This is a genomic window from Streptomyces djakartensis, from assembly GCF_014651075.1.
GTDB classification, from domain to species: domain Bacteria; phylum Actinomycetota; class Actinomycetes; order Streptomycetales; family Streptomycetaceae; genus Streptomyces; species Streptomyces djakartensis.
Map to the genome: position 1 here is coordinate 15653 of NZ_BMWE01000012.1, position 22097 is coordinate 37749.

Annotated in this window: 20 protein-coding genes and 1 pseudogene; 10 read left to right on the forward strand and 11 right to left on the reverse strand. The window is 71.0% G+C overall.

Features of this window, described 5'->3' with window-relative positions:
* Window positions 1-180 precede the first annotated feature (180 nt).
* From modB to IE212_RS21180, 4 genes are all read right to left on the reverse strand, one after another.
* On the reverse strand, window positions 181-1017 hold the full coding sequence (gene modB, locus IE212_RS21165) for a molybdate ABC transporter permease subunit (RefSeq protein ID WP_373301415.1): 837 nt from the start codon (window positions 1015-1017) through the stop codon (window positions 181-183).
* Window positions 1014-1829: a molybdate ABC transporter substrate-binding protein gene (gene modA, locus IE212_RS21170; RefSeq protein WP_190199456.1), complete on the reverse strand. Its 816-nt coding sequence runs from the start codon at window positions 1827-1829 to the stop codon at window positions 1014-1016. Before modA ends, modB begins: the two co-directional genes overlap by 4 nt.
* Before the next feature lie 159 nt (window positions 1830-1988).
* Window positions 1989-2384, reverse strand: a complete 396-nt coding sequence (locus IE212_RS21175; protein ID WP_190199457.1) for a TOBE domain-containing protein — start codon at window positions 2382-2384, stop codon at window positions 1989-1991.
* A gap of 102 nt (window positions 2385-2486) precedes the next feature.
* Window positions 2487-4466 (reverse strand): APC family permease, encoded by a 1980-nt coding sequence (locus IE212_RS21180; RefSeq protein WP_190199458.1) that lies wholly within the window; start codon window positions 4464-4466, stop codon window positions 2487-2489.
* A gap of 448 nt (window positions 4467-4914) precedes the next feature.
* Here IE212_RS21180 and IE212_RS21185 point away from each other — a divergent pair, with 448 nt between their 5' ends.
* From IE212_RS21185 to IE212_RS21200, 4 genes are all read left to right on the forward strand, one after another.
* Window positions 4915-6207 carry an extracellular solute-binding protein gene (locus IE212_RS21185; protein ID WP_190199459.1) on the forward strand — a complete coding sequence of 431 codons (1293 nt, stop codon included), beginning with the start codon at window positions 4915-4917 and terminating at the stop codon, window positions 6205-6207.
* A 6-nt stretch (window positions 6208-6213) separates the two neighbouring features.
* Entirely contained in the window at window positions 6214-7212 is a 999-nt protein-coding gene (locus IE212_RS21190) for a carbohydrate ABC transporter permease (RefSeq protein ID WP_190199460.1), read from the forward strand.
* Between the two features lie 71 nt (window positions 7213-7283).
* Window positions 7284-8048: a carbohydrate ABC transporter permease gene (locus tag IE212_RS21195; RefSeq protein ID WP_373301421.1), complete on the forward strand. Its 765-nt coding sequence runs from the start codon at window positions 7284-7286 to the stop codon at window positions 8046-8048.
* A 56-nt stretch (window positions 8049-8104) separates the two neighbouring features.
* Window positions 8105-9169 (forward strand): endo-1,4-beta-xylanase, encoded by a 1065-nt coding sequence (locus IE212_RS21200; RefSeq protein ID WP_190199462.1) that lies wholly within the window; start codon window positions 8105-8107, stop codon window positions 9167-9169.
* A 376-nt stretch (window positions 9170-9545) separates the two neighbouring features.
* Here the strand turns inward: IE212_RS21200 and IE212_RS21205 are convergent, their stop codons facing one another.
* The 3 genes from IE212_RS21205 to IE212_RS21215 all read right to left on the reverse strand — a co-directional run bounded on the left by IE212_RS21205 (window position 9546) and on the right by IE212_RS21215 (window position 11981).
* Complete coding sequence (locus IE212_RS21205; protein WP_190199463.1) at window positions 9546-10580, reverse strand: LacI family DNA-binding transcriptional regulator; 1035 nt, start codon at window positions 10578-10580, stop codon at window positions 9546-9548.
* Between the two features lie 208 nt (window positions 10581-10788).
* Window positions 10789-10995 carry a DUF5999 family protein gene (locus IE212_RS21210; RefSeq protein WP_190199464.1) on the reverse strand — a complete coding sequence of 69 codons (207 nt, stop codon included), beginning with the start codon at window positions 10993-10995 and terminating at the stop codon, window positions 10789-10791.
* Between the two features lie 401 nt (window positions 10996-11396).
* On the reverse strand, window positions 11397-11981 hold the full coding sequence (locus tag IE212_RS21215) for a hypothetical protein (RefSeq protein WP_190199465.1): 585 nt from the start codon (window positions 11979-11981) through the stop codon (window positions 11397-11399).
* A gap of 554 nt (window positions 11982-12535) precedes the next feature.
* Here IE212_RS21215 and IE212_RS21220 point away from each other — a divergent pair.
* Window positions 12536-14053 carry a glutamate-cysteine ligase family protein gene (locus tag IE212_RS21220; protein ID WP_190199466.1) on the forward strand — a complete coding sequence of 506 codons (1518 nt, stop codon included), beginning with the start codon at window positions 12536-12538 and terminating at the stop codon, window positions 14051-14053.
* Between the two features lie 64 nt (window positions 14054-14117).
* Window positions 14118-14918, forward strand: coding sequence for a CPBP family intramembrane glutamic endopeptidase (locus tag IE212_RS21225; protein ID WP_190199467.1), 801 nt, complete (start codon window positions 14118-14120; stop codon window positions 14916-14918).
* A 52-nt stretch (window positions 14919-14970) separates the two neighbouring features.
* On the opposite strand, the gene IE212_RS21230 is transcribed toward IE212_RS21225, so the two are convergent.
* On the reverse strand, window positions 14971-15789 hold the full coding sequence (locus IE212_RS21230; protein WP_190199468.1) for a PhzF family phenazine biosynthesis protein: 819 nt from the start codon (window positions 15787-15789) through the stop codon (window positions 14971-14973).
* Between the two features lie 132 nt (window positions 15790-15921).
* Here IE212_RS21230 and IE212_RS21235 point away from each other — a divergent pair, with 132 nt between their 5' ends.
* Together IE212_RS21235 and IE212_RS21240 are read left to right on the forward strand one after the other, a co-directional pair.
* Window positions 15922-16548 (forward strand): PadR family transcriptional regulator, encoded by a 627-nt coding sequence (locus tag IE212_RS21235; RefSeq protein ID WP_190199469.1) that lies wholly within the window; start codon window positions 15922-15924, stop codon window positions 16546-16548.
* Window positions 16549-16591: 43 nt separating this feature from the next.
* Window positions 16592-17224 (forward strand): annotated as a pseudogene (locus IE212_RS21240) (EamA family transporter); the annotation flags it as partial.
* 25 nt (window positions 17225-17249) lie between these two features.
* On the opposite strand, the gene IE212_RS21245 reads toward IE212_RS21240, so the two are convergent.
* Window positions 17250-17933, reverse strand: a complete 684-nt coding sequence (locus tag IE212_RS21245) for a pyridoxamine 5'-phosphate oxidase family protein (protein ID WP_190199470.1) — start codon at window positions 17931-17933, stop codon at window positions 17250-17252.
* Window positions 17934-17968: 35 nt separating this feature from the next.
* Here IE212_RS21245 and IE212_RS21250 point away from each other — a divergent pair, with 35 nt between their 5' ends.
* A complete protein-coding gene (locus IE212_RS21250; RefSeq protein WP_190199471.1) occupies window positions 17969-19300 on the forward strand; it encodes an aminotransferase class I/II-fold pyridoxal phosphate-dependent enzyme in 1332 nt (443 codons plus the stop codon).
* 342 nt (window positions 19301-19642) lie between these two features.
* On the opposite strand, the gene IE212_RS21255 is transcribed toward IE212_RS21250, so the two are convergent.
* Window positions 19643-20578, reverse strand: coding sequence for a DMT family transporter (locus IE212_RS21255; RefSeq protein ID WP_190199472.1), 936 nt, complete (start codon window positions 20576-20578; stop codon window positions 19643-19645).
* Window positions 20579-20653: 75 nt separating this feature from the next.
* Between IE212_RS21255 and IE212_RS21260 the strand changes: the two genes are divergently transcribed.
* On the forward strand, window positions 20654-21556 hold the full coding sequence (locus IE212_RS21260; protein WP_190199473.1) for a LysR family transcriptional regulator: 903 nt from the start codon (window positions 20654-20656) through the stop codon (window positions 21554-21556).
* A gap of 12 nt (window positions 21557-21568) precedes the next feature.
* Here the strand turns inward: IE212_RS21260 and IE212_RS21265 are convergent, their stop codons facing one another.
* The gene (locus IE212_RS21265; protein ID WP_190199474.1) at window positions 21569-22039 is read right to left on the reverse strand and encodes a pyridoxamine 5'-phosphate oxidase family protein; all 471 of its coding nucleotides are present in this window, start codon (window positions 22037-22039) and stop codon (window positions 21569-21571) included.
* Window positions 22040-22097: the final 58 nt, after the last annotated feature.

Here is a 22097-nt window from a genome sequence, read left to right on the forward strand (position 1 = left end):
GGCCGGTGGGTGGTCGCCGGCCGGTCGGGTCGGGGGGCGGTGGGCCGGCATCGAGCGGTCGGGCGGGGTGGTGTGGGCCGGCGGTCGTGCCGGTATCGGGCCGGACGGGTGTCGGTCGACTCTCGTCCAGCGGTCGGTTCGGGTGCCGGGAGGGCGTTGGCCGGCCGTTGCCGCGGGACGTCACGGCGGTGTCAGCCAGCGGTCCCGCAGGGCCGCCAGCACCGCGATGGACACGGCCAGCAGCACCAGGCTGAGGGCGATCGCAGCCGCCGGGTCGTTCTGCAGGGCGAGGTAGACCGCCAGCGGCATGGTCTGCGTGCGGCCCGGGAAGTTGCCCGCGAAGGTGATCGTCGCACCGAACTCTCCCAGCGCCCGCGCCCAGGCCAGCACGGCGCCGGCTGCGATGCCCGGCGCGATCAGCGGCAGGGTGACCCGCCGGAACGCGGTGAAGCGCGAGGCGCCCAGGGTCGTGGCCGCCTCCTCGTAGCGGGGGTCGGCGGCTTTGAGGGTGCCCTCCACACTGATGACGAGGAACGGCATCGCCACGAAGGTCTCGGCGAGGACGACACCCGTCGTGGTGAAGGGCAGGGTGATTCCGAACCAGGCGTCGAGCCACTGCCCGGCCACCCCGTTGCGTCCGAAGGCGAGCAGCAGGGCCACACCGCCCACCACCGGCGGCAGCACCAGCGGCAGCGTCACCAGGGCCCGTACGAAACCGCGCCCGGGGAAGCGGGTGCGGGCCAGCAGCCAGGCCAGCGGCACTCCCACGACCAGGCTCAGCCCCGTCGCGGACGTGGCGCAGACGAGCGACAGCCGGAGCGCCTCCCACACTCCGGGGCTCGTCAGCTGCTCGGGAAGGCTGCGCCAGGGGGCACGGACCAGCAGGGCGATCAGGGGAAGGAGCAGGAACGCCAGACCGATCAGGGCGGGGACCAGCAGGGGAACCGGCACCGTGCGGCTCCGTAGGCCGGGGCGGTCGCGGCGGGGCCGGGTCTCCACGGTGCCGGTGTCCGTCACGGCTCGAGGAACCCGGCCCCGGACAGCACCTTCTGGCCCTCGTCGGACCTGACCAGTGCCATGAAGGCCTTTGCCGTCTCGGGATTGGGGGCGTCCTTGAGCAGGACGATCGGATAGTCGTTGACGGCCTTGGCCGACTCGGGGAAGTCCACGCCCTCCACCTTGTCACCCGCGGCCCGCACGTCGGTCCGGTAGACGACGGCGGCGTCGGCCTCCTTCAGCTCGACTTTCGTGAGAGCGCTCTTGACGTCCTGCTCGTAGGAGACGGGGGTGAGCTTCAGGCCGCCGGCGTTCAGAGCCTTCCGGGCGGCGGCACCGCAGGGCACGGTCCTGTCACACAGGACGACCTTCAGGCCGGGCTTGGTGAGGTCCTTCAGGGAGGTGATCCGGTCCGGGTTGCCGGGCAGTGTGGCGATCTCCAGCTGGTTCCGGGCGAAGGTGGCGGGCGGGCCCGCCGCGGCCTTCCCGCCGGTGACGGTCGCCATGGTGCCGGTGCTGGCGGCGGCGAAGACGTCGGCCGGCGCACCGCCGGTGATGCCGGCCGCGAGTGCGTCGCTGCCTCCGAAGTTGAAGCTGATCTTGGTACCGGGGTGGTCCTTCTCGAACTCCTTGCCCAGCGTTGTGAAGCTCTCCTGCAAAGAGGCGGCGGCGAAGACGGTGACCGTGCCGGAGAGTTCCGGTGACGAGGACGCCGCGGACCCCTTTCCCGTGTCCGAGCCGGAGGGGGAGCAGGCACTCAGGGCCAGCAGCGTGGCGGCGGACACACCGGCGGCCTGGCGGATCCGGCGTGCCCGGGGCGCGGAACGGGTCATCTCGGGGCCACTCCATCTGTGTGCTGGACGAAGAGCCCGCCGGGCCCTTCCGATACGCCGATCATACTGGCGCACCTGCCAGGAAGAAGGCCCCGGTCTCTGCGCATGAGCGAGGCCCTGAGGGGGTGGAGGCTGGCATGTGCGGCCATGTGGGAGGGTTCAGACGCGATCGATGTGGACGTTCGTCGACTTCACGCGGGCCGTCGCCTCCATGCCGACCTCCAGGCCCAGTTCCTCGACCGCCTCGCGGGTGAGCAGGGAGACCAGCCGGTGCGGACCGGCCTGGATCTCCACCTGGGCGGCGACGTCGCCGAGTTTGATCGCGGTGACGATGCCGGGGAAGGCGTTGCGCGCCGATGTGTACGGGGTGCCCTCCTCGGTGGGGCCGGACCGGGCGAGTTCGACCGAGAAGGCGGCCAGGTCCCGTCCGTGGACGAGCCGCCGGCCGGCCTCGTCGCGATGGGTGGTGATACGTCCCGCGTCCGCCCAGCGCCGGGCGGTGTCGGGACTCACGCCGAGCAGCCGGGCTGCCTGGCCGATCGTGTAGGACTGCATGCCGGTCACGATAGAGGCGCGGGAGGGGGCGCCGATGCCGGCCGGCCGTTGGGCGTGACGCGATATGGCCGGGCGGGCCGCGCGGCCAGGGGGTGAGGCCGCTCAGCCGACGTGGACCCTGGGCCTGCGCCGCCGGTCCGGTTCCGCCTCGCGCAGGACTTCGCGGGTGACCGGGGCGACCTCGCCCTGGCCGAACAGGAAGAAGCGCAGGAAGTTGGCGAAGGGGCCCCCTTCCGTCCACTCGAAGTAGATGTGCGGGATGCGGCCGGTCGTGTCCCGGATGTGGAGCAGGAGCGCGGCCAGCGCGTTGGGAATGGAGGACGACTCCAGGGTCAGGACCCGGTAGCGGTTGTGGAGCACTTCGCCGCGTACGGTCAGGCCCGACTCGAACTCGGACGGGTCGGTGACCGTCACCTCGACGAAGGTGAAGTCCTCGGGTTCGGGCACGTCGTTGTCCTGCCGGATCTGCTCGATCTTGTCCCGGTATTCCGCGATGTCCCGCCGGTCGGGCTCGTTGGCGATGAACCGCGCCCGGCGGCTGGCCATGTCCCGGACGAAGCGTTCCGCCATGGGGTCCAGCGTCACGCTGGTCACCCGGAGTTCGAACGCGCGGGCCAGCCGGGACAGCAGGGAGATGAGGATGATGCCGGCGATGAAGCAGGCGCCGATCTTCACGCCGTCCGGGCGCTCGATGACGTTGGCGACGGTCGTGTAGAGGAACACCGCGGAGATGACCGCGAACGCGATCGTCCAGTTCCGCTGCCTCGCCCTGCGGGCGGCGATGGTCACCGCGATCGCGGCGGAGCTGATCAGGACCAGCACACCGGTGGCGTACGCGCCGCCCTGCGCGTCGACATCGGCGTCGAAGATCCAGGTGACCAGGAAGGCGATCAGCGTGAAGACGATGACCATGGGGCGGACGGCCCTGGCCCAGTGCGGGGCCATGCCGTAGCGGGGCAGGTAGCGCGGCATCAGGTTGAGCAGACCGGCCATCGCGGAGGCGCCGGCGAACCACAGGATGCTGATCGTCGAGACGTCGTAGACCGTGCCGAAGGCGTTGCCCAGGTAGTCGTGTGCCAGGTACGCGAGCGCTCGCCCGTTCGCCGCGCCGCCCGGCTCGAACTCCTTCTCGGGAATGAGGAGAGTGGTGATGAAGCTCGTGGTGATCAGGAAGCCGCTCATGATGAGAGCGGCTGTGGTGAGCAGCTTCTTCGTGTCGCGGATGCGGCCGACGGGTTCTTCCTCGGTGTCGCCCGGGTCGCCCTTGACGTGCGGCATCACGGCCACGCCGGTTTCGAAGCCGGACAGGCCGAGCGCCAGCTTCGGGAAGACGAGCAGGGCGACGCCGATCATGAGGAAGACGTTGCCGTGCTGTGTGGTGAGGGCGCTGGACCAGTCGGTGATCACGTGACCCGCGGTGACGATGTGATAGAGGCCGGCGACCACCACGACCGCGTTGAGTGCGAGGTAGGTGCCCACGAGGGCGACCGCGACACCGATCGCCTCCAGGAAGCCCTTGAGGAACACGGCGCCCAGCAGGGCCACCAGCACGAGGGTGATCAGCAGTTGCCTGTCGTGCAGGACGCCGGTCAGATGCGGGTTCTCGACGAGGTGGGTGGAGGCGTCGGCGGCCGACAGGGTGATGGTGATGAGAAAGTCGGTGGCGGCGAAGCCCAGCAGGGTCAGCACGAACAGCTTGCCCTGCCAGAAGGAGAGCAGCCGCTCCAGCATGGCGATGGAGCCCTCGCCGTGCGGGCTCTCCTCGGCCACCCGTCGATAGACCGGCAGCGCGCCGGCGAGCGTGACGACGACCAGGACGATGGTCGCGATCGGTGACAGCAGTCCGGCGGCGAGGGCCGCGATGCCCGGCTGGTAGCCGAGGGTGGAGAAGTAGTCCACGCCGGTCAGGCACATCACGCGCCACCAGGGCTGGCCCTTGTGCGGGGCCTCCGCCGTGGCGTGCGGCCCGGTGTGGCCGCCGCTCCTGCCCATCTCCGACAGGCCCTGCAGCATCCAGGCGCGCAGGCGGCCTGGGGCGGCGGGCCCCGTACCGCTCGGTGGCGCATGCTCGGTGGTGGGCATCGACGTGCTCCCGACGTACGGCTCAGCGTGGTTCCCGGCCATCCCCGGACGGCCCGGTTCAGCGTAAGCGGAGTGTGATGCCGGGGCCCCGGGAGGAGAGGGCTGAGCGCGTCAAGCTTCCGTTAAGACTGGGCCGGGTTCCTTTCGGCGGGGAGGGCCGGCGCCGTGAAAGGCGAGCTGAGGCCCTGTGAGGCGGTGGGCGAGCCGACCCGTCCGTGCGGTGGAGCGGTGTCCACGCCGGTCGGCAGGTGACAACTCTGTGTGATCGCCACGTGGCCGACTTCGTAACGTTCGCCTCTCCACTCGAATGTTTCGTCACTGGACCAAGTCCATGGTGCTGTCTGGAGAATACCTCGTACAAGGGGTTGTCACCCTTTGGCCACTGTCTCTAGGGTGCGGCATCGACGCAGCTTTCTGCATCTCATCCGAAACTTTCGAGGAGGGCATGATGGGCGACCCGGCACTGTCCCGCCGCGGCTTCCTGGCGGCCTCCGCCGCGGCCGGTCTGGGGATGACCACACTGACCGCTTGCGGTGGGGACTCGGACGGAGGGTCGTCGGGGACGACCACGATCGAGTGGTGGAACATCTCCACCACCGAACCGGCCAAGACTGTCTGGGCCGCCCTCGCCCGGAAGTTCGAGGCCCAGAACCCCAAGGTGAAGATAAAGATCGTTCAGATGGAGAACGACGCCTACAAGTCGAAGATGACAGCCCTGACCTCCTCTGGGAAGCTGCCGGACATCTTCCACACCTGGGGCGGCGGCGTACTGAAGCAGCAGGTCGACGCCGGACTCGTCGAGGACCTCACCGACAGCACCAAGCCATGGGGCGACGCCCTGCTGCCGGCCGCCAGGGAGCCGTACCTGATCGACGACAGGGCCTACGGGATCCCGTTCGACATCGGCATGATCGGCTTCTGGTACAACAAGGCGCTCTTCCGGAAGGCCGGCATCAGCGCACCCCCGACCACCTGGAGCGGTTTCCTCGACGCCGTACGCAAGCTGAAGTCCGCAGGTGTCACGCCCCTCGCCCTGGCCGGCAAGGAGAAGTGGCCCGGCATGTACTACTGGGCCTACCTGGCGATGCGGACCGCCGGCGCCGGGGCGCTCCAGAAGGCGTACGAGGACAAGGACTTCACCGGCACCCCCTTCGTCGAGGCGGGGGAGCACCTCGAGGAACTGGTCGGCCTCCAGCCGTTCCAGAGGGGTTTCCTCGGCGCCGCCTACTCCACCCCCACCGGCCAGGCCGCCGCCGTCGGCAACGGCAAGGCGGCCATGGAGCTCATGGGCCAGTGGGCGCCCGTCGTGCAGGCCGACGCGGGCAAGGGGCTGGGCAAGGACCTCGGCTTCTTCCCGTTCCCCGCGGTCGAGGGCGGCAAGGGCACCATCACCGAGGTGTTCGGCGGAGGCGGCGGGCACGCCCTGCGCCGGGGCGCCCCGCAGGCGGCCGTCGACTTCCTGAAGTTCTTCGCGTCCGAGGCCACCGACCTGGAACTGGTCAAGAAGACGGGCGTCCTGCCTGTCGTCCCGTCGGCCGAGAGAGCCATCGCCGACCCCAACATCAAGGCCGTACAGGAGCAGTTGAAGAAGTCCACCGGCTTCCAGCTCTACCTCGACCAGGCGTACGCACCCGCCGTCGGCCAGGAGGTCAACGACAGCGTCGCCGCCCTGATCTCCGGCTCCAAGTCGCCCGCGCAGGTCGCCCAGTCGGTCACCAGGACCGCCAGGGAAGAGCAGTAGCCGGCGATGACCTCCACGTTCCTGCCGGACAAACGGACCGGCCCCGGCGCCGTCCTGCCGCCACCGGCCGAGGGCCGGGCCCCGAGCCGGGCCCGGCGCCGCGCGCTCAACTGGCTGACGGCGGTCGGCTTCCAGCTCCCCGCCCTGGTGCTGTTCATCGGGCTCGTCCTGCTGCCCATGCTGTTCGCCCTGTACGCCGCGTTCTTCCGCTGGGGCGGCTTCGGCATGCCGTCCGACTACGTCGGCGGGGAGAACTTCACCCGGCTCTTCCAGGACGCGGTCTTCCTGGGCGACCTGTGGCGCTGTCTGGTGCTGGTGGTGCTGTCGCTCGCCGTCCAGTTGCCGTTCGCGCTCGCCATGGCCGTCCTGCTCAACCAGCGGATGCGCGGCCGGGCGGTTTACCGGATGCTGTTCTTCGCCCCGTACGTCCTGTCCGAGGCGATCACCGGAATCCTGTTCGGCATGATCTTCGCCCCGGACGACGGCTTCGCCGACCAGATCCTCGGCAAGGTCGGGCTCGAGGGGCTCGGCGGGCAGTGGTTCGCCGAGCCGTCCACGGTCATGGCGACCCTGTTCCTGGTCATGACCTGGAAGTACTTCGGCTTCCACATGATGCTGTACCTGGCCGGGCTCCAGGCGGTGCCCAGGGAGCTGACGGAGGCGGCGCTCATCGACGGGGCCGGCCCCTGGCAGCGCTTTTGCAGCGTGACGCTGCCGCTGCTCGCGCCCACTCTGCGGATCAGCGTCTTCCTCTCGGTCATCGGGGCCATCCAGCTCTTCGACCTGGTGTGGGTGACCACCGCGGGCGGCCCGGACCACCACTCCGAGACCATGGCCGTGACCATGTTCCAGTACGGCTTCAAGCGCTACCAGGTCGGTTACGCCAGCGCGATCAGCGTGGTCATGTTCGGCATCAGCCTCGTCTTCGCCCTCGCCTACCAGCGGTTCGTGCTCCGGCGCGACCTGGAAGGGGCCACCACGACCATGCGGGGTGACGGTAAGTGACCGCCAGTCAGAAGGCACGGAAGGCACGGAACCTTCCCCTGCACCTCGTCCTGATCGTCGTCGGCGCGGTCATGGCCGTCCCCCTGCTCTACGCCGCGCTCTCCGGCTTCAAGACCACCGACGAGCTGTCCCGCAACCCGGTCGGGCTGCCCGAGTCGTGGGTGACCTCCAACTACACCGGCATCCTCGGCTCGGGGGACTTCTGGCGGCTGATCGGCAACAGCACACTGATCGCGGTGGGCACGACCGTACTGGCCGTCGCGGTCTCCGCCCTGTCGGCCTTCTCCTTCGCGCGGTTCGCCTTCCGGGGCCGGGAGATGCTGTTCACGCTGTTCACGATGGGGTTGATGTTCCCGTTCGCGGTGGCCGCTCTGCCGCTGTTCCTGTTGTTGCGCTCGCTGGACCTGCTGGACAACCCCCTCGGTGTGATCCTCCCGCAGGCGGCCTTCGGGCTGCCGATGACCATCATCATCCTGCGCGGCTTCTTCCGGCAGATCCCCGGCGAGCTGGAGGAGGCGGCCACGCTCGACGGGTGCACGCCCTTCGGCTTCTTCTGGCGGGTGCTGCTGCCCATGGCGCGGCCCGCGCTCGGCACCGTCTCGGTGCTGGCCGTCGTCACCAGCTGGAACAACTTCTTCCTTCCGCTGCTGGTGTTCACCGACGCGCAGTGGTGGACCCTGCCGATCGGCGTCCAGCAGTTCCAGGGGCAGTACTCCGCCGAGTACGCCAAGGTCTTCGCCTATCTGGTGCTGGCCATGGTCCCCGCCCTCGCCTTCTACTCGGTCGCCGAGCGTCAGCTCGTCGGCGGCCTCACCGCGGGTGCCACGAAGGGCTGACACGCACCGCGGACGTACGGCTCACACACCCCCTCCCGATCGTGAGGAGTCGCACCATGCGCAAGTCCGCCACACGGCTCAGACTCGCCGGGGCGCTGGCCGCCGCGCTGATGCTCGCAGGCATCGCGAGCGGCACGGCGGCACAGGCCGGCGAGCGGCACGGCAAGGAACCCACCCTGGCCGACCTCGCCCAGCGGCACGGCCGCTACTTCGGCAGCGCCACCGACAACCCCGAGCTCACCGACGAACCGTACAAGGCGCTGCTCGGCAGCGAGTTCGATCAGATCACGCCCGGAAACGGCATGAAGTGGTACGCGACCGAGCCGCAACAGGGGGTGTTCGACTTCTCCAAGGGCGACGAGATCGTGAACCTCGCCCGCGCCAACCGGCAGAAGGTGCGTGGCCACACGCTCGTCTGGCACAGCCAGCTGCCGGATTGGCTCACGGGGCGGGAGTGGACGGCCCCGGAGCTCAGGGCTGTGCTGAAGAAGCACGTCCAGGCGGAGGTACGGCACTACCGGGGCAAGGTGTTCGCCTGGGACGTCGTCAACGAGGCGTTCAACGAGGACGGCACATACCGCGAGTCGGTGTTCTACAAGACGCTCGGGCCGGGGTACATCGCCGACGCGTTGCGCTGGGCGCACCAGGCCGATCCCCGCGTCAAGCTGTATCTCAACGACTACAACATCGAGGGGATCGGCCCGAAGAGCGACGCGTACCACCGGCTGGCCAAGGAGCTGAAGGCGAAGGGCGTCCCCCTGCACGGCATCGGCTTCCAGGCCCATCTGGCCCTCCAGTACGGCTATCCCACGACCGTGGAGGACAACCTCCGCCGCTTCTCGCGACTCGGCCTCGACACGGCCCTCACCGAGGTCGACGTACGGATGCAACTGCCCGCGACACAGGAGAAGCTGGCACAGCAGGCCAAGTGGTACCGGGACCTGACCGAGGCGTGCCTGGCGGTGCGCCGGTGCGTCGGTGTCACCGTCTGGGACTACACCGACAAGTACTCGTGGATCCCCGCGGTCTTCCCGGGCGAGGGCGCGGCCCTGCCGTGGGACGAGCAACTGCGGCCGAAGCCGGCGTACTTCGCCCTGCGTGAGGCGCTCGGGGGGAGGTGACGGGGGGCGGGTGGCGCCCCGCCGGCCCTGTGCCGCGGGGCGCCACCCGGCGCCGGATCGGTGGGCGCCTCTTTGAACGCCGAGTGTCGGGGGGGCTCCGGGCCGGGGCGGGCTGCTGCGGGGGGCGGATGCCGGTGCGTTCCCGAGCGGGTGGTGAGGGAGGCCCGGATCGGCGGGGCCGGGGGCCTCGGTCGTGAGGGCTGCGTGGTTCGACGGCGGGTGTCGCGGGGCGGCTCAGCGGGCGCCATCCGGTGTCTGTGACGAGTTCGGGTCCGTGGGCGTTGTCGGAGCCGACGCCGATGGCCGTGACGGGGGCGGCCGGATGCGGTGCCGGGTTCGGACGGGCGGTGCGCGACGGGGCCCGCCTGGTCGGCCGTCAGCCGGCCGTCGGCGCGGGAGCCGTGCTCGCCCTCACCACCAGGTCCGTTCCCAGTTCCACCCGAGGGGAGTCCGGGCGTTCGCCCCGTGCCAGGCGGAGCACCGTGCGGACGGCGAGTTTGCCCATGTCGGCCAGTGGCTGGCGGATCGTGGTCAGGGGCGGAGCCGACCACCGGACTTCCGGAAGGTCGTCGAAACCGACCACGCTCATGTCCTGCGGCACCCGCAGTCCGCGCCGGCGCAGTGCCTCGATCGCCCCGAGTGCCATCTGGTCGCTGGCCGCGAACACGGCGGTCGGCGGCTCGGGCAGGCCGAGGAGGAGGCCGCAGGCGGTGAAGCCGGACTCGGGGCGGAAGTCGCCGGGCACGACGAGGGAGTCGTCCGGCGCGATGCCGGCGCCTTCCAGCGCCGCGCGGTAGCCGTCCAGCCGGGCCCGCGAGCACAACAGCCGTGGCGGTCCCGCGATCAGGCCGATCCGGCGATGCCCCAGGGAGAGCAGGTGCTCGGTGGCCGCCATGCCACCGGACCAGTTCGCGGCACCGATGGTCGGCGCGTCGAGGGCGGGTGAACCCGCCGGGTCGACGACGACCAGGGGCACGCCGAGAATGCGCAACTCGTCGTGCAGTGTCGGCTCCAGAGCGGAGGTGACGAGGATGACACCGCCGGAGGCACGGGACCGCAGGTTGCGCATCCACTCGCGGGCGCCGCCCGACCGCCCGTGGATCGCGGACACCACCGTACCCACCCCTGCCGCGTGCGCGACCTCCTCCACCCCTCGGATGATCTCCACGGCCCAGGGGCTGTCCAGGGAGTTGAAGACCAGGTCGAGCAGTGCGGCACGGGTGCCCGGGGCCGCCGGGCGCTTGCGGTAGCCGTGCCGGCGCAGCAGGTCCTCCACCCTGGCCCGGGTCTGCGGCGCCACGTCCGACCGGCCATTGACGACCCGGGAAACGGTCGGCACGGACACGCCGGCCTGCCGGGCGATCTCCGTGATCGTGACCTTGCCGCCGGCGTCGGCCTCACGTGCTGCCACTTTCCCCACCTCCGTCGACGCGTGACCGCGAAACTTCCAGGAGTCTTCCGGAAAGCGGGCGCCCGGGGGAAGGCGCGCGTGGCCGTGAACGGTACGTCGCGAGAGGTGACGGGCAGTGACGCGGTCCGGACATGCGTCGGGGCCGGTTCGCGGTCCCGCGGCCGGCCCCTCTGTGTCTGCGGGCGGACGTCCCTCCGCCCGGCGGTTCTCAGGCCGCCGTCATCACCTGGCCGCCCGCCATCGGACGGTGAGGGTCGATGACCCGGCCGTCGGGCAGCAGCTCACCGGTGTCCTCGAAGAGCACCACGCCGTTGCACAGCAGGCTCCATCCCTGCTCCGGGTGGTGCGCCACGAGGCGGGCGGAGTCCCGGTCGGCGGAGTCTGCGGAGGGGCACGGTGTCTGGTGCTGGCACATGGGTGGGATCTTTCGCTCTGGCGTGATGGATGAGATGACCGAGCCGACCGAGTCGGCTGAGTCCGCTGTCGTGTTTGTTCCGCGGCTAGAAGTGTCGTTCATGGCCGCCCCCCGTTGAAGTCGTCGGAACCCAGTGTTGCCCCACGGGCGTCGATCCGCAGGGATTTCGCAGCACCGCTTCTCATAGGTTCATGACGCATCACCCGCGCGGACGGTTCAACCCAACTGGACTGTCACTTCGGGTGGTTCGTGGTGGCCGAATGGGGCTAGTCCGGAGGGGCCAGGGATCATTTCCGACTCGTACGAGCCATTGGGTGCTCGTACGAGCGAACCGGCGGAAAAAAAGGGCGGCCCCGCCGCCGGGAATTCGGCGACGGGGCGCGGAGGTGTCGGGAGAGACTTCAGGCGGGTGAGCCGAGCAGACGTGTCGGAGTCGCCCGATGGGTCAGCACCGGGAGCAGTTCGGCGACGCGGTGCGGACGATGGGCCGCGATGCCGGGAGGCGCCGGGGCCAGCGGGACGAGCAGGTCGGTGGCGGCGGGATGACCGACCGCGCCGTCCGCGGTGCAGTCCTCGTGCAGCCAGAGTGTCAGCATGTACAGGCTGGGTACCGACAGCAGGCGGGGCTGGTACGGCTGCGGCATCGTCTCGGCCTGCCGCAGGGCCCGCTCGGTGGAGGTGATGTACGGGCCTTCGAAGAAATGGGAGAAGGCCCAGCCGTCGGGGGTCAGCATGGTCTCTGCCGCGGCGACCGCACGGTCGCCGCAGCGGATCAGGAAACGCCAGCCGGCCAGCCGGGTGGCCGAGACGCCCTCGGCCGTGACCCGGTCGAGGACGTGCACGGGCAGGGGGAGCTCGGGCGAGGCGGGTCCCTGGGCGCGGAGCAGGGAGGGCGTTCTGGCCTCCTGGACCGCGGTGGGCGAGGAGAGCGCGGTCAGGACGGACCGGAGCGCGGGCACGGGAGCCGGAGGGACATGCAGCGGCATGGTGGGTCGCCTCTCATTCAAAGGCACGGTGGCGCGAGGGCGGGGGCGGACGGCGCTGTCTGCTCATGAGGGTGGACAGAGGCAGGGGCCGGGGGTCTCAAGAACGAGAGGGGGGTGGGGTCCGTGGAACACCGCCTCGGCGGCAGGACCCGTCGACCGAGGGCGCCAACCTACTGCCTTGTTCGCGGAGTTTATACGACACGGGTTCAGACTGTGTTTCATCTAGTCGTTTCCGGTGAGTAGAACAAGGGTACATTCGGTCGGCGATACGCGAGAATTATCCCGATTCCAGGTATGGGTGTGCGGCGATGACCTCGGCGAATGTCCGCGAGGTGGTCGGCCCATTCTCGTCGGCGTTTTTCACGAGTTCACCGATCCAAAACCCGGGCCCCTGTGGCATGCCGAGTGAATGTGCCACCGGTTACCCGTGGCCAGCGTAACGGTCAGCGGTCCCCTCCGGGACGTTATCGATCGCTTTCGCTGGGCATCCTCCACCTGACCGGGACCCCGGCGGCCGGATCTTCGGCCCGCATCATTCGAGGAGGGACGCATCGATGGGGGAGAAGGTCGTGGCAGGCCGGTTCGACCTGTCCGATCGCCAGCGCTACCGCGACAAGCTCCGTCGGTGCCTGACGGGCTTGGAGCGGCTCCTGGCGGAGAAGCGGTTCGACCGCCCCAAGAACCTCATGGGGCTGGAGATCGAGCTGAATCTCGCGGGCGCCGACGGCATGCCGAAAATGTTGAACGCGCAGGTTCTCGAACGGATCGCGAGCCGTGATTTCCAAACAGAACTCGCCATGTTCAACCTGGAAGTCAACATTCCTCCACACCGTCTGGGCGGCCGGGTATTCGACCGGCTCGCGGAGGAACTCCGCACGTCACTGGCATATGCCGACCGGAAAGCCGGCGAGGTCGACGCGGGAATCGTGATGACCGGCATTCTGCCAACCCTCGACCGCGACGACCTGGTGTCGTCGAACCTCTCCGACGTCGACCGCTACACCCTCCTCAACGACCAGATCGTGGCCGCCCGGGGCGAGGAGTTCACGCTCGACATCGCCGGTGTGGAGCACCTCACCTGCACGTCCAAGTCGATCGCGCCGGAAGCCGCCTGCACGTCCGTGCAGCTGCACCTCCAGGTCACCCCGGCCCGCTTCGCCGACGTGTGGAACGCGGCCCAGGCGGTCGCCGCCGCGCAGATCGCCGTCGGCGCCAACTCGCCGTTCCTGTTCGGTCACGAGCTGTGGCGTGAGTCGCGGCCTCCGCTGTTCCAGCAGTCCACCGACACCCGCCCGCCCGAACTCCAGGCGCAGGGCGTCCGGCCGCGTACCTGGTTCGGGGAACGCTGGGTCACCTCGGCGTACGACCTCTTCGAGGAGAACCTGCGCTACTACCCGGCGCTGCTGCCGATCTGCGACGACGAGGACCCGCTCGAGGTGCTCGACCAGGGGGGCGTTCCGACGCTCGCCGAACTCGTCCTGCACAACGGCACGATCTACCGGTGGAACCGCCCGGTCTACGGTGTGGCCGACGGCGTCCCGCATCTGCGAGTGGAGAACCGAGTCCTGCCCGCCGGGCCCACCGTCGTCGACGTCGTCGCCAACGCGGCGTTCTACTACGGCCTGGTCCGCGCCCTCGCCGAGGAATCCAAGCCGGTGTGGACCCGGCTGCCGTTCGAGGCCGCCGCCGCCAACTTCGACGCCGCGTGCAAGGACGGCATCGACGCCCGCTTCACCTGGCCCCGGCGAGGCCGGTACGGCGGCACCGCGCAGGTCGACGCGGTGAGCCTGGTGCGGGACGAGCTGCTGCCGCTCGCCGAGGCCGGGCTGGACGCGTGGGGCGTCGAGCCGGCCGACCGAGACCTGTACCTGGGCGTGATCGAGGAGCGGTGCCGGCGCAGGGTGAACGGGGCGAGCTGGCAGGCCGCCACCTTCCACAAGGCGCTGGACGCGGGCCATACGCGTCAGGCCGCGCTGGCCGCGACGACCCGTCGCTACCGCGAGCTGATGCACCAGGGGGCCCCCGTGCACAGCTGGCCCGTGGGGGTGCCGGAGCCGGTGTCACTGGGCTGACGCGCTGCCGGGGTGACATCTGCTGCCGCCATACTGATCCGACAGTCGGTGAAGTGGAGGCAGTGTGCAGGCGGAGGCGGGCCCGGTGGCCGATTCCATTCCCCAGCAGCGGCTCTCACGGCGGATGCTCCGCAACGAGACGCTGATCGTCCTCGCGCTGTCGCTGGGGGCGAGCGGCGTGTCCGCGCTGATCAGCTTCATCGGCTCGGTCACCAAGCCGGGCGGGCTCAAGGACCAGGCCGCCACGATGAACGCCTCGGCCGCGCCCGGCCGGCCCTGGCTCGACCTGGCCTGGCAGCTGTTCGGCATCACCACGGCGCTCGTGCCCGTCGCGCTCGTCGCGCACTTCCTGCTGCGCGAGGGCGCGGGGCTGCGCACGATCGGCTTCGACCGCAGCCGCCCCTGGCCCGACCTCGGCCACGGCGCGGCGATCGCGGCGGTCATCGGCAGCACCGGCATCGCCTTCTACCTGGCGGCCCGCGGTCTGGGCTTCAACCTCACCGTGGTGCCCGAGGCGCTGCCCGGGGTGTGGTGGAAGTACCCCGTGCTGGTCCTCTCGGCGATCCAGAACGCGCTGCTGGAGGAAGTGATCGTCGTCGGCTACCTGCTGCGCCGCCTCGGGCAGCTGGGCTGGACCCCTGCGGCCGCGCTGGTGGGCAGCTCCGTGCTGCGCGGCTCGTACCACCTCTACCAGGGCATCGGCGGCTTCATCGGCAACATGGTCATGGGCGTCGTCTTCGTCTTCCTCTACCGCCGCTGGGGCCGGGTCGGCCCGCTCGTGGTCGCCCACTCGCTGCTCGACATCGGGGCGTTCGTGGGGTACGCGCTGCTGGCGGGCAAGGTGGGCTGGCTGCCGACGGCGTGAAGGGCTGAGGGAGGGGGCGTACGAGGGGATGTCGTACGCCCTTGTGCCGGTTCTAGGCGAGCAGCTCGCCCTCGATGACGGTGACCGCCCGACCGGTCAGCAGGGTGCGGTCGCCACGCAGCTCCGTGCGGACCCGGCCTGAGCGGGGTGAGGCCTGCAGGCCGGTGAGGCCGGGGCGGCTCAGGCGTTCTGCCCAGAACGGGGCGAGCGCCGTGTGGGCGCTGCCCGTCACCGGGTCCTCGTCGATGCCGACGTTCGGGAAGAAGCAGCGCGAGACGAAGTCGTAGCCCCGAGCCGGGTCCTCCGCGCGGGCCGTCGCGATGACGCCGCGCGTGGAGTGGGCGGCGAGGGCCCTGAGGTCCGGGCGGAGGCCGTGCACCGTCTGCTCGTCGGCGACCTCGACGAGCAGGTCGCCGACGTTCGGGCCGGTGTCGAACGCCGTGAGCGGTTCGGCGCCCAGGGCCTGGGCGAGGCCGTCGGGCGCGTCGACCGGGGTGAGCGGAGCCGTCGGGAAGTCCAGCGTGACGCAGCCGTCGTCCGCCGGCGTGGCGACCAGGACGCCGCTGCGGGTGGCGAACCGTACCGGCCCCTCGTGGGCACCGCTGGTGTGCAGGACGTGGGCGGTGGCCAGGGTCGCGTGCCCGCACATCGCGACCTCGGCGGCCGGGGTGAACCAGCGCAGCGCCCAGTCGGCTCCGCCGCCCTCGGGCAGCGGGTGGGCGAAGGCCGTCTCGGCGTGGTTGACCTCGAGGGCGACGTTCTGGAGCCAGGTGTCGTCCGGGAAGGCATCCGCGTCGTTCAGCAGCAGCACTCCGGCCGGGTTGCCGGAGAAGGGGCGGTCGGTGAAGGCGTCGACGATTCGAATCCGCATGCCCCGACGTTAGGGGCCCAATGGATCCGCAGGACAAGGCCAATGCGAGGGTCCTGGCCTTGTCAGTGCCGCTTTTACGATATATCGTTGAAGCATCGCGACAGATCAACGATGGAATGGAGAGTGGTTGCGATGCGTACCCATGGTTTCGAGCATGGACATGCACACGGCGGACCGCGTCACGGCCGGGGCGGCTTCGAACAGCTGCGTGCGGCCTTCGGGCCCTTCGGGCCGGGCGGCCCCGGCTGGGGCGGTCCCGGGGGCCCGGGATTCGGTCCGGGCCCGTGGGGCGGCCGAGGACGCGGCGGGCCGAGGGGGAGAGCGCGGCGCGGTGACGTACGGGCCTCGATCCTCGCCCTGCTGAAGGACCGGCCGATGCACGGCTACGAGATGATCCAGGAGATCGCCGAGCGCAGTGGCGGGACGTGGAAGCCCAGCCCCGGCTCGGTGTATCCCACTCTTCAGCTGCTGGAGGACGAAGGACTGATCGTCAGCGAGTCCGAGGGCGGCAAGAAGCTGTTCTCGCTCACCGAGGCGGGTCGCGCCGCGGCCGACGAGGGACCCGAGGCTCCCTGGGAGGAGGCCTCCCGTGGGGTCGACTGGGAGGCCCTCGGCGAGATCCGTCAGGCAGGTTTCGGACTGATGGAGGCCTTCGGGCAGGTCTGGAAGACCGGCAGCAAGGAGCAGCGGGAGAAGGCGCTCGGCGTCATCAACGAAGCCCGCAAGAAGCTGTACCTGATCCTCGCCGACGAGGACTGACCTACGGCCTGCCGAATCCCGAAGGCAGGCGCCCCCGGAAGGCGTGCAGCGGCGGCCCGTGACGCGTGCCGCCGCCGTCGGTGTCGTCCTCGCGGTCGGCGGACTCGCGTGCGTCGTCGAGGTGTGGTCGGGCCTCGGCTTCGACGCCCCGGGGCTGCTGCTCGCGCTCGGCGCGGCCTGCTGCCAGGTCGGCTACTTCGTCCTGTCCGACCAGGGCGGCGACGCCGGGGACGAGGCGCCCGACCCGCTCGGCGTCATCGCCTACGGCCTGATCGTCGGCGCGGCCGTACTGACCGTCCTCGCCCGGCCCTGGAGCATGGACTGGTCCGTGCTCCAGGGCACCGCGCGCATGGACGGCACGCCCGTCGCCGCCATCGCCCTGCTGGCCTGGATCGTCCTGGTCGCCACGGTCGTCGCGTACGTCACCGGTGTGCTCTCGGTGCGCCGGCTCTCCCCGCAGGTCGCCGGCGTGGTGGCATGTCTCGAAGCGGTCATCGCCACCGTCCTGGCGTGGGTCCTGCTCGGCGAGCACCTGTCGGCGCCGCAGATCGCCGGTGGCGTGATCGTGCTCGTCGGCGCGTTCATCGCGCAGTCCTCGACACCCGCGAAGGGGTCCGAGCGGCCGGTGGCGAGCGGCGGCCCGGAAAGGGAGCTGTCCACGCCACCGGCCGCTTAGCGGCAGAGCCCCGCGCCCCTTCGGGTCAGTTCCCCTGGAGGTAGTCGGGAAGTTCCGTGCCGGCGGCGAGGCCGGGGTCGGGGATCGGGGTGCCGTAGCTCGTGTGCACCGGGACGACTCCGGCCCAGTGCGGGAGGGCGAGATCCTCCGGTTCGTCGTTCACGCCGCCGCTCTTGAGCTTGGCCGAGACCTCGTCGAGGTCCAGGCGGATCACGGCCGTGGCCGCCAGCTCCTTCCTGTTGGCCGGCCGCGAGTCGGCGGCGCGTCCCGGTACGACGTGGTCGACCAGCGCGTCCAGGGCCTGCCGCTTCTCCTCCGGGTCCGTCACGTCATGGGCGACGCCGTGCACCACCACGGAGCGGTAGTTGATCGAGTGGTGGAAGGCCGAGCGGGCCAGGACCAGGCCGTCGACGTGCGTGACGGTCAGGCATACCGGCAGACCCGAATCGGCCTGACCGGCCGCCCGCAGCGGGCGCGAGCCCGTCGAGCCGTGTACGTAGAGCCGCTCGCCGACCCGGGCGTACAGCGTCGGCAGCACCACCGGCGCACCGTCGCGGACGAAGCCGAGGTGGCAGACGTAGGCCTCGTCCAGTATCGAGTGCACCAGTTCCCGGTCGTACGACGCCCGGTCCGCCGAGCGTGTGGGGACGGTGCGGTCGGTCGGGGTGTAGGCGGCGGGCTGCGGCGGCGTCTGCGCGGTCCCCTGCATGGCGCTCTCCATTGTACTAGTGCATAATTGCTTTTGTGCTAGCAGAGTATCCGATCAGAGGGCGCCGCGCGGTGGACATCTCCGCGAGCGTCGAGCGGGCGGTGGGGGCCGGTGAGCTGCGTCCGGGGCAACTTCTTCCGCCCATGCGGGAGCTGGCGGAGCGGTTGGGGGTCAACCCCAACACGGTCGCGGCCGCGTACCGGATGCTGCGTGAACGCGGCGTCATCGAGACCGCCGGCCGGCGCGGCAGCCGGGTGCGCCCCGCGCCGGCCACGACCGGGCGGGACCACATCAGGGTGGACGTGCCGGAAGGCGTGCGCGACGTGGCGAGCGGCAATCCGGACCGGGCGCTGTTGCCGCCGCTCGCGGCGGCCTTCGCGGCGGCCGCCGCCACCGGTGACCAGGCGCCCGTGCTGTACGGCGATGACCCGCTGGAGCCGGAGCTGGCGCGGCTCGCACGCGCCGGACTCGACGCCGACGGCGTTCCGGACGGCCCGCTCGCCGTGGTGTCGGGTGCGCTGGACGGGGTCGAGCGGGTGCTCGTGGCGCACCTCAAGCCCGGCGACACCGTCGGGGTGGAGGACCCCGGCTGGGGGAGCGCTCTCGACCTCGTGCCCGCGCTCGGGCTGCGGACCGTCCCCGTCGGCCTCGACGACGAGGGGCCGCGTCCCGACGACGTACGACGGGCGCTGCGGGCCGGAGCGAGGGCGCTGATCGTCACGGGCCGCGCCCAGAACCCGACCGGCGCCGCGGTGAGCGCCACGCGAGCGCGTGCCCTCCGGGCCGTTCTCCGGGAGCACCCGGAAACCCTGCTGATCGAGGACGACCACGGTCACGGCATCGTGGACGTGCCCCTCCATCCCCTGGCCGGTGCCACCCGGAACTGGGCGTTCGTGCGCTCGGTCGCCAAGGCGTACGGGCCTGATCTGCGACTCGCCCTGCTCACCGGGGACGACGTCACCGTCGACCGGGTCCGTGGACGGCAACGGCTCGGGCCGGGCTGGGTGAGCCGGCTGACGCAGCGGGCCCTGGTGCGGCTGTGGGCCGACGGGGCGGTGGACACGCGCGCGGTGGCGGCGGCGTACGGGCGGCGCCGGGACGCGCTCATCGGGGGGCTCGACCGGCGAGGTGTCGCGGCGCACGGGCGCAGTGGCATGAACGTGTGGGTGCCCGTGCCGGACGAGACCGGTGCCGTCGCCCGGCTGCTGCACGCCGGCTGGGCCGTCGCCCCCGGCGCCCGCTTCCGGATGAGCTCGCCGCCCGGCGTCCGGGTCACCGTCTCGACGCTCGCCGAGGAGGAGACCGAGGCGCTGGCGGACGCGATCGCCTCCGCGCTCGGCCCGGCTCCGGTGCGCAGCTACGTCTGAGGCGCCCTGACGGTGGCGGCCCGGGCGGCTTCACGGCGGTGGCCCGGGCGGCCGCGTCCGAAGCCGTCGGTGTCCGGCCGCGTCATGACCTCGGCCCGCCGGCCAGTGCCGGGTCAGGCAACGTTCGCCCGTCGAGAGCATGTGCCGGGCGTCGTGACGGGGCGAACGTTGCCTGCCGCGGCACCAGGGGGTGTCCGCAAAGTCGCGTCGTCCGCCCGGAGGGCGGGGCTTGCGGCGTCATGGGGGTGCCCCCTGCTCGAGCGAAGCCGAGAGCTCGGGGAGCGTACTCCCGGCGTGCCCGGCGTGCCCGGCGTCGCGGGGCAGGCGGGACTTCGCGGATGTCTAGGCCCGCGGCTTCGGGCGGACCTGGGTGAGCGCGGCTCCCGTCAGGACGATCACCGCCCCGACCGGCGTCGACCACGTGAGCGACTCGCCGAGGAGTGCGACGCCCGCCGCTGTGGCGATGACCGGGATGAAGTACGTGACCATCTGGGCGGTCGTCGGGCCGACCTCGGCGACCAGGCCGTACTGGAGGAGAACGGCGAGGCCCGTGCCCAGCGCTCCCAGGGCGGCGATCGCGAGCAGCGGCGTCAGGGACAGGCGTGTGGGCAGGGTCGTGAACAGCGGGGTGGCGACGGCCAGTTGAGCGGTGGCCAGCAGCAACTGCGCGCCGGTCATCGACAGGTGCGAGTGGCCGGTGCCGGCCAGGGTGCGGCGGACGTGGATCCAGCCGACCGGGTAGCTGAGAGAGGCCAGCAGGGCCAGTGCCGTGCCGGTGGCGTCCAGGCCGTTGAATCCCTGCCAGGCGCCCAGCACCGTGAGCACCCCGAGGAAGCCGAGACCGAGCCCTGCGACCCGCACCCGGGTCGGGCGGTCCTCCGACAGGGCGACGAGCGACAGCGCCATGCCCCACAGCGGCGAGGTCGCGTTGCAGATGCCCGCCAGCGTGGACGGGATGGTCAGCTCGGCGTACGCGAACAGCGAGAACGGCAGGGCGTTGAGCAGGAACGCGGAGATCGTCAGATGCCCCCAGACCCGCGCCCCGCGCGGCAGCCGCTCACGTCGCACCGCCATGGCGATGGCCAGCACCGCCGTGCCGAACACCAGCCTGCCGAGCGTGACCTGGAACGGGGCGTATCCCTGGGTGCCCACCTTGATCAGGAGGAAGCTGAAGCCCCAGATCAGGGACAGGGCGGCGAAGCGGAGACGCCAGTCGAGGCGGCGGGGCAGGTGGCTCGACGTGGTCGTGACCCGGGCGGTAGGGGTGACGGTGCTCATGGCGGCCACGATGCTGGACGGCAACCTCGTAGCACAATCGAGATTTCGCACCGGATACCGCTTAGCATTGCTTACGTGTTGAATCTGGAGCGCCTGCGCACCCTCGACGCCCTCGCCCGGCACGGCTCGGTCAGTGGCGCGGCCGAGGCGCTGCACATCACGACATCCGCCGTCTCCCAGCAGATGTCGAAGCTGGAGCGGGAGGTCGGCCAGCAACTCCTCGCCAAGAACGGCCGGGGCGTGCGGCTCACCGACGCCGGCCGGCTGCTCGCCGAGCACGCCGCGCGCATCCTGTCCCAGGTCGAACTCGCCCAGTCCGACCTGGAGGCGCAGCGCGGGCAGGTCGTCGGCGAGCTCAGGCTGTCGGCGTTCCCGACCGCCGCGCGCGGACTGTTCCCGTTCGCGCTGTCCGCGCTGCGCGAGCGGCACCCGGCGCTGCGACTGCGCTCCTGCGAGCTGGAACCGGAGAACGGCATCGCCGGAGTGGTGCGCGGCGACCTCGACCTGGCCGTGGTGCTCGACTGGTACAACAAGCCGATGGCGCTGCCCGACGGCCTGGTCAAGGCGCCGATCCTGGACGACCCGGCCCATGTCGCCATGCCGGAGGACCACCGGCTGGCCGACCGGGACGAGGTGGACCTCGCCGAGTTCGCCGACGACGAGTGGATCACCTGGGGCGAGGGCGAGTTCTGCCACGAGTGGCTGATGTTCACGCTCCGCTCGAAGGGCATCGAGCCGATCGTCGGCCACCGCGCCGCCGAGAACCACACGCAGCTCGCACTGGTCGCCGCCGGCCTCGGCGTGTGCGTCGCCCCGCTGCTCGGCCGCCGCCCGGTGCCCGCCGGGGTCGTGACCGTCCCGGTGCGGCAGCGGGTCCGGCGGCACGTGTACGTCGTCTGGCGCGCGGACGCCGACCGCCGCCCGTCGATCCGGGCGGCGGTGAAGGCCCTGCAGGCGGCGGGGGAGCGCGTCGGCTGACCCGGCCCGGTGCTACCGCCCACCCAGCTTGCGGAAGTCCCAGGAGACGATCTTTTGCGGGGTCAGACGCAGCCAGGCGTGCCGGCCGTCGTGCGGCATCTCCTCCAGGCCGAAGTTCTTCCGCGCGAACAGCATCTCGGGCACGTCGAGTTCGGCGCGCAGCTCGCCGGTGCGCGGTATCTCCCCCACGAACTCGACGGTCCCGGACAACTCCGCGCCGCGCAGCTCGTCGTACTCCTCGCCGGTGTCGACCACGATGGCCACCCGCGGGTCGCGCCGCAGGTCGGTCCACCGCTTGCTGCGCACCACGGAGTACAGCCACATCGAGGTGCCGTCCCAGGCGAACCACAGCGTGCTCACGTGCGGGGCGCCGTCGGCCGAGACCGTGGCGACCCGGCAGGTGCGCTGCGTGGTGAGGAAATCGTCCAGCTCACCCGGCGTCATCATGATCTTCCGGCCCCGGCGCTGCTGCGTGACGGTCATGCTCCCCCTCTTTCGTTCTCTCACGTCGTGCCAGAGGAGATCCTCTGACATCACGTCA

Bases quoted from the DNA above. Each gene is read 5' to 3' on its own strand.
- modA (WP_190199456.1), bottom strand. From the start codon at position 1,829: ATGACCCGTTCCGCGCCCCGGGCACGCCGGATCCGCCAGGCCGCCGGT.
- IE212_RS21175 (WP_190199457.1), bottom strand. From the start codon at position 2,384: ATGCAGTCCTACACGATCGGCCAGGCAGCCCGGCTGCTCGGCGTGAGT.
- IE212_RS21180 (WP_190199458.1), bottom strand. From the start codon at position 4,466: ATGCCCACCACCGAGCATGCGCCACCGAGCGGTACGGGGCCCGCCGCC.
- IE212_RS21185 (WP_190199459.1), top strand. From the start codon at position 4,915: ATGGGCGACCCGGCACTGTCCCGCCGCGGCTTCCTGGCGGCCTCCGCC.
- IE212_RS21190 (WP_190199460.1), top strand. From the start codon at position 6,214: ATGACCTCCACGTTCCTGCCGGACAAACGGACCGGCCCCGGCGCCGTC.
- IE212_RS21195 (WP_373301421.1), top strand. From the start codon at position 7,284: ATGGCCGTCCCCCTGCTCTACGCCGCGCTCTCCGGCTTCAAGACCACC.
- IE212_RS21200 (WP_190199462.1), top strand. From the start codon at position 8,105: ATGCGCAAGTCCGCCACACGGCTCAGACTCGCCGGGGCGCTGGCCGCC.
- IE212_RS21210 (WP_190199464.1), bottom strand. From the start codon at position 10,995: ATGTGCCAGCACCAGACACCGTGCCCCTCCGCAGACTCCGCCGACCGG.
- IE212_RS21215 (WP_190199465.1), bottom strand. From the start codon at position 11,981: ATGCCGCTGCATGTCCCTCCGGCTCCCGTGCCCGCGCTCCGGTCCGTC.
- IE212_RS21220 (WP_190199466.1), top strand. From the start codon at position 12,536: ATGGGGGAGAAGGTCGTGGCAGGCCGGTTCGACCTGTCCGATCGCCAG.
- IE212_RS21230 (WP_190199468.1), bottom strand. From the start codon at position 15,789: ATGCGGATTCGAATCGTCGACGCCTTCACCGACCGCCCCTTCTCCGGC.
- IE212_RS21235 (WP_190199469.1), top strand. From the start codon at position 15,922: ATGCGTACCCATGGTTTCGAGCATGGACATGCACACGGCGGACCGCGT.
- IE212_RS21245 (WP_190199470.1), bottom strand. From the start codon at position 17,933: ATGCAGGGGACCGCGCAGACGCCGCCGCAGCCCGCCGCCTACACCCCG.
- IE212_RS21255 (WP_190199472.1), bottom strand. From the start codon at position 20,578: ATGAGCACCGTCACCCCTACCGCCCGGGTCACGACCACGTCGAGCCAC.
- IE212_RS21265 (WP_190199474.1), bottom strand. From the start codon at position 22,039: ATGACCGTCACGCAGCAGCGCCGGGGCCGGAAGATCATGATGACGCCG.